Below are 12,271 nucleotides of genomic sequence, written 5' to 3'. Positions count from 1 at the left end.
CCATGGCCGGGACGGAGCCGAGGGTGGCGTCACCATCGCGGTGCGGATGGCGACGCCGACACCCTCGGCCGAGGTGACGGCGACGACGGCAGCAACGCGGCGCACGCTCCACTGGCGAGCTGCTGGTCTACTACCCGCCCGAGAAGCGCCCGGATGAGCGATGCACCGAGGATCATCAGCGAGGCCCATGCCATCTTGTATCGGAGAAGTTCCGGAAGATCCCAGCGCTTCCGCTGGGCCGGGTCGACATCGCCGAGTGCGACGGGGCGCAGGCCCTCGACAACGTCATGACCAGCGGTCGGGGATCCGGAGACGGTAACTCTGGCGAGACCTCCGAGGGTCACGCCCGGGCTACTGACACATTCGGGTGGATCCGGTTGGCTCGACGTACCGCCCTGGCTCCCGGCCGGGATGCCTTGGCACCGTCGTTCCGCCGGAAAGGACCCGTAATGCCCGTACCCGTATTGTCCCGGCGCACCATGCTCACCCTGGCGCCGCTGCTGGCGGTGGCCACCCAGGTACCTGCCGTGGCGCGTACGGCGGACGCGGGCGGGGCAGCGCGCCGGATCCGCGTCATCGCCGAACGGCGGGTCGACTCCCGCCTGGTCGACCTGACCGTCGAGTCACCGGCACCGGCCGAGACGGCCACGGTACGGCTGCTGACGCCGCACGGCTGGCACCGGCGCCGATCGGGTCAGAGTTGGCCGACGCTGTATCTGCTGCACGGCGCCGGGGGCCACGCCGCAGAGTGGACCGAGGCAACCGACATCGCGCACAGCGCCGAGCTGCGTCACGCACTGGTCGTGATGCCGGACGGCGGCGCTGTCGGCCTCTACAGCGACTGGTGGAACGCCGGTGCCGGCGGTCCGCCACAGTGGGAGACGTTCCACCTGGACGAGCTGCGCCCGCTACTGGAACGCCACTACGCCGCCGGTGTTCGACGGGCGGTCGCCGGGTTGTCGATGGGCGGCTTCGGCGCCCTCCTGTACGCCGCCCGCAGGCCCGGCCTGTTCCGTGCCGCCGCGAGCTACAGCGGACCGGTTCATCTGTCGCATCCACACTGGACCGCGCTGTGGCGACGGGCCTTCGAGGAGTCCCCGTGGCTGCTCGACCTCTGGGGCGACCCGGACGCGCAGCGTGCCATCTGGCAGTCGCACGATCCGTACCATCTCGCGCGGCGGCTCACCCGCATACCGGTCTACCTTGCCTGGGGAACGGGAAGCCCCGGCCCGCTCGACCCCGCCGGCACTCCGGTGGATCGGGACGAGCAAAGCATCGACGTGGCAAATCGGTCGCTCGCCGCCCAACTCGGCCCGATGAGCGCCCGGCTGACCGCCCACTGCTACGACGGCACGCACTCCTGGCCGTACTGGCAGCGGGAGCTGCATCGTTCTCTTCCGCTGTTGCTGGCCTCCCTGCGCACCGGCGACCGCTAGTGCGGTGTCCACTAACGTTCACCGGGTTTCCGGTGGTGTTGTGGATCCTCGCCGGTGACGGCGAGCGACTCCCCATCGTGTGGTTGGTGGGGCGGGCCACCGCTGGTCAACCGACCCGCACACCGCCCGAGGTGTTGTGGTGGGCGGCGGGGGTCACGTCGGGACCGGCCGACACCGGGTAGGTGTCGGCCGGCTCGACGGTGCGTGACCACCCCACCCGACACCACCGGCACAGCGGCGGCGGGGGTGGGTGGGGTGGCGGGTCCGCCGCCCGGGGTGCGGGTGGCGATGATGGCCGCCGCGACCAGGTCACGATGGCCCGAGAATCCGCAGTACCGGCAGGTGAGGACCCGTCCGGATGGTTTTGGTATCCGCCGGACGCAGGCGGGGCAGGTCGACGAGGTCCCCCGCTCGTCCACGAGGTCGACTCTGATCCCGGCCAGGGTCGCCTTGTCGTGGAGGATGCGGATGAGGTGACCGATCTGCCACTGCCGCAACCGCAGGTTGTGCCGCCGACCCGCCTGAATGTCGAGGACCCCGCGCGGGTCACCAACCCGCAGGGTGCCTACCCGCTGTGCGATCGCCCAGCCGATCACGGTCTTGGCGGCCTCGTGTTGGGCCTGCCGGACCCGACGCCGACGCCGACCCTCCACCAGCCGCGCCCGACGCCGGTACCGGCGCCACCGCCGCGACCCGCGCTGTCCCTTCGCGGGTGCCCGCCCGGCGACCGCCCGACGACGCTTCTTCGTATCCGCGAGATGCTGACGGTGCTCGGCCCGGATCGCCCGCCCGGACACCAACAGCGCCGGCCCGGCGGGGCCGGCGACCGCGTACGGATGGATCACCCCCAGATCCACCCCCGCCATCCGCCCCGGATCCGGACCACACCCCGGCTTGTATTCCGCCACCGGGATCTCGGCGGTCACATCGAGAAACAGCCGACCGCCCTCGGACAGCAAAGTGACCGATCGCACCTGGCCGGCCGGGGTAGGGCAGGTGTCGGGCCAGCCGCAGCCACAACGGGCCTGTACGACGAGCGGTCGGCACCCGCACCCGCCGGTCATCGACGGTGAAGGTGCCGTGGTACCAGCGCACCGGCATCAGAAACCGGCGACGACGCGGAAACCGGACCGTAGTATCGCCGTCCTTGCGGCGTTTCACCGCCGCGAACCAGGCGTCGGAGAACCGGCGTAACACCGACCGGGCACCGACAGAGTCCAGGTCCCCGAACGTCCCCGGACCGGCAGCCGCCAACTCCCGACACAACTCCTGATAGCCCGCCAACGGGGCATCCCGACGGGCCCGACGCCACGCGTTGACCTCCAACACACACGCCCACACGTCCCCCGCCGATCGGAGCAGGCCGAAACACCGCCGCCGCTGACCCACCGTCAACCGCAACCCCACCCGCGCAGTCCGATACACCACCACAGGAGCGGCCGGATCCCAACGACGAGGCACCAGCACCGTCAAACCCACGGGTACGACAGAAACCCGGCGAACGTTACTGGCCACCGCACTAGCAGCGGGTCTCATCGATAGATGGCCCTCGCTGTGTGCGGTAGGTTGGGCGGGGGGCGTCCAGTCGGATGTTCGGCGGCGCGGCGATCACGGATGGAGGCGGCCACGTGGTAGCGGTTTGGGCGGCCCTCGTCGCACTGGGGACGGCCGTGCTGCCGGGACCGATGCCGCCGGGGCCGGTACCCGCCCCGGTGGAGCAGTTGCGGGTACAGGTACTGGCGAGCTACCCGCACGACAGGGCGGCGTACACCCAGGGGCTGGAGATCCATGACGGGATGCTCTACGAGAGCACCGGCCTGTACGGCCAGTCCGACCTGCGGGTCGTCACCCCCCGGACCGGCACGGTACGCCAGCGGCTAGCACTGCCGGACACCGTCTTCGCGGAGGGTATGACGATCGTCGGCGGGCGGATCTGGCAGCTCACCTACCGGGAGGAGTTCGCGTTCCTGCGCGACCGGGCCACCCTCGCCGAGGTCAGGCGGGTCGGGTACGCCGGCGAGGGGTGGGGGCTGTGCCACGATCCGGTCCGCCGCCGTTTGGTCATGAGCAATGGCCGGCCGGAGCTGGTTCTCCGGGACCCCACGACGTTCCAGGTACGGAGTGCGGTACCGGTCACCCTGGACGGTCAACCACTCCCCTACATCAACGAACTGGAGTGCGTCGACGGCCAGGTGTGGGCCAACGTCTGGCTCACCGACCGGATCGTCCGCATCGACCCCGACACCGGGATAGTCAACGCCGTGGTGGACGCGGCCGGGCTACTGCCCGAATCGGAACAGGGCAACGTCGACGTCCTCAACGGCATCGCCGCCGTCCCGTGTACCGACACCTTCCTGATCACCGGAAAGCTCTGGCCGCAGACCTTCCTGGTCAGATTCGTCAGTACGGTCGGTGACAACATCGACGCTCCGGCCCGAGCTGGTGCCAGCGGCCCGGGGTGACGCTGGTCTGACGGGCGGGTTCGTCGCACCGTCGGTGGTCGGCATGGACGGCATCGAGGGCCGCGAGGCCCGGTCCGCACCGGTACGCCCTTCCCGAGGCTCTTGATCAGTACGGATATCCGGGGATGTCGAGCCGCACGCTGTACAGGCCGGAGTCGTTCCTCGGGCCCGAGGTGATGTAGAGGGTCTGCCGGTCGGGGCCGCCGAACGCCACGTTGGTCGTACCGGAGCTGCCGGCCCGGATCGTGCCGAGCTGGCTGCCTGCGGGCGAGTAGACGTGGACCAGACCGTCCGAGCCCGACGCCCAGTACACGTTGCCGGCACAGTCGACGGTGACGCCGTCTGGACCACCGAGGTAGCTCACGAAGACGCTGCGGGCGCCGGTGCTGCCGTCGGGCTGGACGGCGTACCTGTAAATCTTGTTCTCGGAGTAGGCGCCGACGTACAGCGCGGTTCCGTCCGGCGAGAGCGCGATGCCGTTGGGCTGGCGCAGTTGGTCGTCCACCAGTGACACCTGGTCGCCGACGACGCGGAAGACGCTGGTACGCCCGCTCATCTGGTCCGAGCGGTTGCCGCGCTGGAAGTTCGGGTCGGTGAAGTAGACGACGCCGTCCGAACGGACCGTGACGTCGTTGGGCGAGTTGAACGCCCGGCCCTGGTAGTCCGCTGCGACGGTGCTCCGGGTCAGGTCGCTGAGCCGGTACGCGGAGACGTTTCGCTGGTCGTGGGTGGCCGCGACGATCTGCTGGCCGTCGGCGCTGAGCGCCAGGCCGTTGCTGCCGGCGTTGGCGATGAACGCGTCGAAGGTCGCCGGCGGGGTGAACCGGCGGATCGTGGACGGCTGGACGTTCTCCGGCCCGGTACCTGCGGCCATGTCGGAGAAGAGCAGATAGCCGCCGTCGGCGACCCAGACCGGCCCTTCGAGGAACGAGTACCCACTCTGGATCCTCGTGGCAGCTACCGAGCTGGTCGGCAGCGGTGGGCCGTACTCGGTCCCCGCCGGGCAGACCCCGGGCGGTGCGCCGGGCGGACCGGCGGGCACGCCCGCGGCCGGGGGCTCCGGGGGTGTGGCGGCGACACCGGTGGAAAGGGTCGCGGTGCCGAGCGCGAGGCACAGGCCCACCAGCACGGCGACGGTTGGACGCCAGGTCATCGAATACTCCAATCGGGGTCGGCGGTCGCGAAGACCGGCTGCCGGCGGCGTGCGCGGTCGCGGTCGCGATAGCCGGTACGGCGTGAGTGCCGGCCCCGATGTGGGTATGAGGCAGCCAAGGTTGTGAACCAGCGGACCGCGTCGGTCCTGCACCGGTGATTCGCTGGAGGTCAGCATAGCAGAGATTGATGTTCCTCAATGCGTATTGCCGCTTCCCATGCCCGCGCCATCAGCGGACGGGTGACCACCTTCGCTGTGGCCTGCCACAATCAGCTCGGCGCCGAAGCCGAGCAGAACCACGGAACTTCAGCGGTCCGGCGGTGGCACGAGAGCAGCGGGTACGGGGGGCAGACAGGTGACAGGTTGGAGTACTGGCTGGTCACCAGGTATGACGAGGCACGTGCGGCGTTCGCCGACGGCCGCCTGCCGAAGGATCCGCGACCGTGTCATCCCTCCGCTTGAAGGAGCCACCATGCCAGTCGTGCCGGAGCCCGTCACGATGACAGTCGACGGAGAGGAATTCCGCGTAACGGGCCAGGTCGCAGATCCGGCACGGATATCGTTACTGGCTCTTGGCCAGAGCTACAAGCCCGCGCCACTGTCGAACGCTGAACGTCAGCATCGGCTGCCCGACACCCACCCCGCGCTGGTCGCCGGTCAACTGCTCTACTGGGTGCCCCGCGTCGCTGACCCGCCTCGTCACCCGCCGGCCCGCCCCGGACCCACCGCACCCGGTCCGAGGCGGGCCGGCTGCGGGCGCCCAGCCCATCGACCGGCTATATCCGATCCGCGTCATGCTCGCCGCCCTGCTCACCGGTGGCCTCGTCGCCACCGACCCGGCCTCTCCGGCCGCAGCGGCGCCCACCGACGCCGCGTTCAATCCGAGCACCGGCACCCTGAACGTCAACTACGCCAACTACCTGTCGAAGCACGACATCGTCTACAACCGGCCGAACACCAACCCGCTGCACGGGCTCACCGTCGGCAACGGAAAGGCCGGGGCGGTACCCAACCTCACCACCTGGCGCACCGCGAGCACCTTCGCCACCTTCTCAACCGGGTGGGTGCCTACGGGGACGGCGCCTAGGTCGGAGCCTGGCGCCGCCCCCGTCCAATTCCGCCGACGGGAGACACCGATTATGAAACGCTGGCAGAGATTGGAGCCCTCTCACCGCCGGGACTGGCGCCACCCTGGTGGCTGAGCATCCCTGAATCTGCGGAATCACGCCCGGCGTTACCAAGCCCGTGGTCCGCGGTTGCGGGCGTTACCGGTAAGCGGGCAGAGTGTGGTAGCTGACCACTGAACCTTTTCAACCTGGACCGCGCGGCGCTTACGCACCGCGTCCGGCCTTGCGGTCCGTCGACCACGAGGGGAGGTTGAAAAAGGTTCACTACCCCGTGATACGCGGGTACCGCGTGGGAGTGATCAGAGTAGTGGCAGTGATCAGCTTGGTCGGCCCATGCAGGGACAGCCCACCGTGGCGGGGGCATCGGCGGGGACTTCCCTCGCCGCGGCCTCGACCTCGGCGAGCATGCGCTCTCGCTCCTTGGCGGAGATGAATCGGCCCCGCACCACCACCGCCTGGATCCGCTGGGTGTTGCGGATGTCGTCGAGCGGGTTGGCGTCCAGCAGCACCAGGTTGGCTAGGTTGCCGCGGCGGATCGTCCCCTCGTGGTCCTGCCGGCCGAGGAACCGGGCAGGCTCGAGGGTCGCCGCTTGGAGCGCCTGCATGGGGGTGAGCCCCGCCTGCACGAGCAGCGCCAGCTCATCGTGCAAGGCAAACCCGGGGAAGCACCCCGGCGTGGCGCTGTCGGTGCCCGCCAGCATCGGCACCCCGGCCCGGCGCATCTCGTCAACCAGCCGGAGCTGGCGGTCGAAAAGCTCCCGGTGCTGGGCAACTTCGGTCGGACCGCGGCCGGCCGCGAACAACTCGTCCAGCGCCCACCACCATTCCCCGGCCGTAACGGCCGGCAGATATTTCAGCCGCTCGTCGGTTCGCGACACCTCGTCGGGCATGGCGATTGCCCGCATCGCGATGAGGGTCGGGACCTGCCTGGACTGGTTGGCAACGAATCCGGCGAAGACCGCCGCCGCCTTGCCGGGATGGTAGCTGCGCGCGGCCAGCCAGTTCACCGGATGCACCTGGTTGAACCAGCTGTTGTAGTCACCAGGCTCGATCCGGATCTCGGCGATCGCCCGGCGTATCTCCGCTTCCCGACTGGAGGTCGAGTACCAGGTCCCCCACATGTGCTCGAGGCTGCGCTGCCCGGCCTGACTGGCCTCGGTGATCGGCACGTTGTCGGGGCAGTGTCCGGCGAACGGAATTTGTTGGCGTCGGGCCTCGTCAGCGACGGCGAAGTAGGCCTCGGGGGACAGTCGTGAGTAGACCTTGACGAAGTCCGCACCGTCCAGCACGACCCGGCGGACCGCCGCTCGCGCCTCCGGTTCGTTGGTCACCTCGATGTACGAGACCGCGTTCAGGCCCGCCCAAAGACCCGGAGCGCCGTCGATCAAAGGGCTCGCGATGATCGAGCGTGGGCCCAGCAGGCTGCCGGCCTCGACCCGATCCCGCCATCGGTGGAGATGGTCGGCTCCCGACATCTCGCGCACCGTGGTGATCCCGTTCGCGATGTACAGCGGTGGGATGATCGCCTCATGCACGTCACTGTGGACGTGCATATCGCACAGACCCGGGATCAGGAACCTTCCCGTGCCGTCGACGACCGTCGCACCACGCGGGACGCGGATATCGCGCCGCCCACCCAGCCCGATGATCCGATCCCCTTCGACGACCACGGTGTGGTCTGGCATTGGCTGCCCACCGGTGGTGTCGATCACCGTGACCCCGACGAACGCGATCACGCTTCGCCTATCCGCACTCGCGGGCGCCGATTGAGTCAGTCCTATCACTGCGCCAGCGCCCGCGGCCAACCCGGCCCTGAAGACACTCCGACGAGAGATGCTGTGCAGCACTAACTCCTCCTCTGGGTAAATGCCATCGCCGTCACTGGTTCCAGGACACCCGTCGGCGAGAGCACCGGCTCACCGACCTCCGCAAGCGGCGCGAGCCGCACCGCCCGGTCCTGGATCGCGGCGGTTCCCTCGGGCCCGCCGGGGGTCACGAGCACGCTCTCGACCCCGGGCCGCTCGAGGCCGGCCGCCTCCTGGGGCTCCTCGGCCCAGGCGGACTCGCCCACCCCGTACTCGCTGAGCTCTGCCTGTGTGGCTTCGGTCATGTCACCCAGCACCACGGTGGTGGCGACGAAGGCGAGCCACACATTGGTCGCCCACCATGGATGTCGGATGCTCCATCGAGCAATCCGGTCGTCCGACTTGGTCATGCCAGTCACCCTCGTCGGGATCGAGGGCGAAGTCAGTGGACCTAGCACCCGGAACGGAGGTCGGGTCTACCCCACTGCGCGCCCGCGCGCCCGGCGGCGGGATTGGCGGCATAAAGCTGCGATACCGCTTCAGGCTGCTCGATTGGGCGTTCATGCTGAGCCTGCCTGCCGGCATCCCGCTGATCGTGGGCATCCCGCTGATCGTGGGCATGCCGCTGATCGTGGGCATGCCGCTGATCGTGCTGGCGGTGCTGCTGACCCGCCGCCTCGCCGACCCGCGCCCCGACCGGTTATACCTCCGATGTATCCGCGCGATCTCAGCCTGCAACCTACCGCCAGTGGGTCCAAAAAGATCACGGCAAGGGATTGACGGATGCAAGACATCCAATGTTAACTGCAAGTCACAGACATGGGTCGATGGTTACCCGCAGGTCAGGCGACCTCGGGCGGCTTCACCGGCCCGGTCCGTCTCGACGTCGCTCCCCGTTTTCGGCGGATGGGGAGCTGCACCGGCCTCCGGGGCGCGAGACGCCACCCATTGGACGATCTAGAAAGGGATCGCCTCGATGAAGGTGAGTACGCCGATCAGCGTCATGCTCGCCGCCCTGCTCACCGGCGGCCTCGTCGCCACCGGCCCGGCCTCTCCGGCCGCAGCGGCGCCCACCGACGCCGCGTTCAATCCGAGCACCGGCACCCTGAACGTCAACTACGCCAACTACCTGTCGAAGCACGACATCGTCTACAACCGGCCGAACACCAACCCGCTGCACGGGCTCACCGTCGGCAACGGAAAGACCGGGGCGATGGTGTGGAACCAGAACGGCCTGTCGATGCAGGTCTCCAACGTCGACCTGGCCCAGCAGTCGACCTACGCGGCCGGCAACGTCAACCTGTTCAGCAACCCGCAGATGGACACCGGCTACACCACGTTCCAGCAGCGGCTGTCGCTCTACGACGGAACACTGACCACGAAGTACGACAACAACCGCACCGTCACCATCATGGGCTCGCCCAACTCCGAGGTGATGGGAATCCACGTCGAGGACAGCCGGCCCGGCGTCACCAGTGTCGGGCTCGACCTGAGCCTCTGGGACCTGAACAGCGTCCAGAACATCGCCGACGTACCCAACCTCACCACCTGGCGCACCGCGAGCACCTTCGCCGACTCGACCGGGGTGGGGATCAGCCGGGGCCAGGCCGACCCGAACAACTTCGGCTACACCCTGGCGGCCACCGTCGAAGGCGCGAGCTACACCTCGCAGACGGTCAACGGCACCCGGGTACGCCTGAACATCACCCCGACCAGCAGCTACACCGTCTGGTTCACCGCCGCCTCCCGGATCAACTCCCCGGGGCAAAATTCGGTGCAGCAGGCGCGCAACCAGCTCGCGGCGGTGAAGGCGACCGGCTACAACAGCACGCTGAACAACTACCGCAACTGGTGGCACAACTTCTGGGCGAAGTCGTTCGTGCAGTATTCCAACGCGGGCGGGGACGCCGACTATCTGGAGAACGTCTACTACCTGGCCACCTACATGATCGCGGCCGGCGGCTTCGGCAACTATCCGCTGCACTTCATCAACGGAGTGTTCCGGGCCACCCAGGACAACTCCAAGTGGAGCAACGGCTACTGGTACTGGAACCAGCGCGACGTCTACAACTCGTTCCTGTCCAGCAACCACGTCGACCTGATGGCTGGCTTCAACCGGCTCTACAGCCGCAACCTGGCCGCACTGAAGTCCTACACCACCACTCGGTACGGCAGTGACGGGCTCTGGGTGCCGGAGACGATGGGCTGGGACGGCAACGCCCGGGGCACCATCAACAGCGACTACGTCAACGACCTCTACTCCACCGGCACCGAGGCCGCCTACAACATGTACCTGCAGTACCGGTACACCAACGACGAGGCGTACCTGCGGAACACCGCGTACCCGTACATGCGGGAGGCGGTGAAGTTCTACGAGGACATCCTGAGCCGGGACTCCTCCGGGCGCTACTACATGGCGAACTCCAACGCCCACGAGACCTACTGGGACGTCCGGAACGCCATCACCGACCTGGCGGCGGTACGGCTACTCTTCCCGCTGACGATCCAGGTCAGCCAGCAGCTCGGGCTGGACGCCGGACTGCGGGCCAACTGGCAGAACATCGTGAACAACCTGGCGCCGTACCAGATCTCGAACGGGGCGTACCTGCCGCACGATCCGCCGTCGTCGCCGACCCGCAACGGCGAGAACGTGGCGCTGGAACTCGTCTGGCCCTACGACCTGACCGGCATCGGGTACCCGGACTACCAGACCGCGGTGAACACCTGGAACGTCCGGCCGCACCCGTACGGCAACGTCTGGGCCAACGACCACGTGCACGCCGCCCGGCTGGGCATGGGCAACCAGGCGTTCCAGGGCATGAAGACGATGCTGCAGAAATACCAGAACTACCCGAACGGGATGACCAACAACACCAACGGGGTCTTCGAGTACCTCGGCATCCACCTGGCGGCGATGAACGAGTCGCTGATGCAGTCGTACAACGACAAGATCCGGGTCTTCCCGGCGGTGCCGACCGACGCAAGCTTCGTCGGCAAGTTCACCCTGCTCGCCAAGGACGGCTTCCTGGTCAGCTCCGAGCGGGAGGCCGGCGAGATCAAGTACGTCGGGCTGCGCAGCCTGCACGGCAAGCAGGCCCGGGTGGTGAACCCGTGGGGCGGCCAGGAGGTACGCGTCCGACGTACCTCGGACAACGCCGTCCTGACGACCAGCTCGGCCGGCGAGATCAGCTTCAGCACGGCGGCGAACACGAACTACGTGGTGGAGCGGACCGGCAAGCCGCTGTCGAACTACTCGGCGACCACGCTGACCGGCAGCGCCAACCAGGGCGCGAAGTCGCTCTCCGGCACCGCCTCCACGCTCGGCCTCGGCGGCGGCCCCGGCAATCCGGGCGGCGGCGACCTGGTCAACAACACGCTGCTGAGCTACGACGCCAACTGGCACCTCACCACCGCACGCGGGTACGGCGACTACAACGACGACACCCACCACAGCACCACGGTCGGGGCGACCGCCTCCTACACCTTCACCGGGACCGGCGTCGAATACCTCTCCGAACGCTTCAGCGACATGGGCAACGTCGACGTCTACCTCGACGACGTGCTCCAGGCCAACGTCAACCTGAACGCCTCCGGCGCCCGCCAGGCCCAGCAGGTCGTCTGGCGCAGGACCGGGCTGACCAACGGCAGCCACACGATCCGGATCGTCAACAAGACCACCTCGGTCGGCATGATCGACGCCCTCCGGATCCTCACCGGCGGCACCCAGCCGACCGGCGCGGTCGCGCTGCGCGCCCAGGCCAACGGCCAGTACGTCAGCGCCAGCAGCGCCGGCGCCGGAAACCTGATCGCCAACGCCGCCGCCGTCGGGTCGTGGGAGCAGTTCGACCAGGTCGACCTCGGCGGCGGCAACATCGGACTGCGGGCCCGGGTGAACAACCAGTTCGTCTGCGCGGAGAACGCCGGGGCCAACCCGCTGATCGCGAACCGGCCCTCGGCCGGGGCGTGGGAGACGTTCGCCCTGGTCCGCAACTCGGACGGCTCGGTCAGCCTACGGGCGACGGTGAACAGCAGGTACGTCGTCGCCGAGAACGGCGGCGCGGCGGCACTGATCGCCAACCGGGACTCGATCGGCCCCTGGGAGAAGTTCGACCTGGTCCCCGCCTGACGCGTCACGGCCGGCGGGCTCCACCCCCGCCCGCCGGCCGTGGCGGCGGGACAGCCGCATCCCCGGGCGTCCCGCCACCACCGCCGGGTCGGGCATCGGCGGCCCCGCCCCGGACCATCCCGCGCCAGCCCACCCCGCCCCGGGGCGACCCACCCGTCGGGT

The 12,271-nt window shown here is 68.8% G+C and carries 8 protein-coding genes; 4 read left to right on the top strand and 4 right to left on the bottom strand.

The annotated features are described in order from the left end of the window. Window positions 1-449: 449 nt before the first annotated feature. Entirely contained in the window at window positions 450-1,436 is a 987-nt protein-coding gene (locus tag ACQEVC_RS26365; protein ID WP_432882409.1) for an alpha/beta hydrolase, read from the top strand. A gap of 11 nt (window positions 1,437-1,447) precedes the next feature. Here ACQEVC_RS26365 and ACQEVC_RS26360 read toward each other — a convergent pair whose 3' ends face one another. After that, window positions 1,448-2,410, bottom strand: coding sequence for an RNA-guided endonuclease TnpB family protein (locus tag ACQEVC_RS26360; protein WP_432882407.1), 963 nt, complete (start codon window positions 2,408-2,410; stop codon window positions 1,448-1,450). A gap of 654 nt (window positions 2,411-3,064) precedes the next feature. On the opposite strand from ACQEVC_RS26360, the gene ACQEVC_RS26355 reads away from it, so the two are divergent. After that, complete coding sequence (locus ACQEVC_RS26355) at window positions 3,065-3,898, top strand: glutaminyl-peptide cyclotransferase (RefSeq protein WP_432882404.1); 834 nt, start codon at window positions 3,065-3,067, stop codon at window positions 3,896-3,898. A gap of 106 nt (window positions 3,899-4,004) precedes the next feature. On the opposite strand, the gene ACQEVC_RS26350 is transcribed toward ACQEVC_RS26355, so the two are convergent. Beyond that, window positions 4,005-5,051: an SMP-30/gluconolactonase/LRE family protein gene (locus ACQEVC_RS26350; protein WP_432882402.1), complete on the bottom strand. Its 1,047-nt coding sequence runs from the start codon at window positions 5,049-5,051 to the stop codon at window positions 4,005-4,007. Between the two features lie 794 nt (window positions 5,052-5,845). Between ACQEVC_RS26350 and ACQEVC_RS26345 the strand changes: the two genes are divergently transcribed. Continuing rightward, a complete protein-coding gene (locus ACQEVC_RS26345; RefSeq protein ID WP_432882399.1) occupies window positions 5,846-6,253 on the top strand; it encodes a hypothetical protein in 408 nt (135 codons plus the stop codon). 242 nt (window positions 6,254-6,495) lie between these two features. Here the strand turns inward: ACQEVC_RS26345 and ACQEVC_RS26340 are convergent, their stop codons facing one another. Together ACQEVC_RS26340 and ACQEVC_RS26335 are read right to left on the bottom strand one after the other, a co-directional pair. Further along, window positions 6,496-7,914 carry an amidohydrolase family protein gene (locus ACQEVC_RS26340; RefSeq protein WP_432882397.1) on the bottom strand — a complete coding sequence of 473 codons (1,419 nt, stop codon included), beginning with the start codon at window positions 7,912-7,914 and terminating at the stop codon, window positions 6,496-6,498. A 110-nt stretch (window positions 7,915-8,024) separates the two neighbouring features. Then, the gene (locus tag ACQEVC_RS26335) at window positions 8,025-8,393 is read right to left on the bottom strand and encodes a hypothetical protein (RefSeq protein WP_432882395.1); all 369 of its coding nucleotides are present in this window, start codon (window positions 8,391-8,393) and stop codon (window positions 8,025-8,027) included. Between the two features lie 566 nt (window positions 8,394-8,959). Between ACQEVC_RS26335 and ACQEVC_RS26330 the strand changes: the two genes are divergently transcribed. After that, entirely contained in the window at window positions 8,960-12,109 is a 3,150-nt protein-coding gene (locus tag ACQEVC_RS26330; protein ID WP_432882392.1) for a glycosyl hydrolase family 95 catalytic domain-containing protein, read from the top strand. Window positions 12,110-12,271: the final 162 nt, after the last annotated feature.

The sequence above is a fragment of the Plantactinospora sp. CA-294935 genome (assembly GCF_050936445.1).
Taxonomy (GTDB): domain Bacteria; phylum Actinomycetota; class Actinomycetes; order Mycobacteriales; family Micromonosporaceae; genus Plantactinospora.
This window is presented reverse-complemented; position numbering and strand designations above follow the sequence as displayed.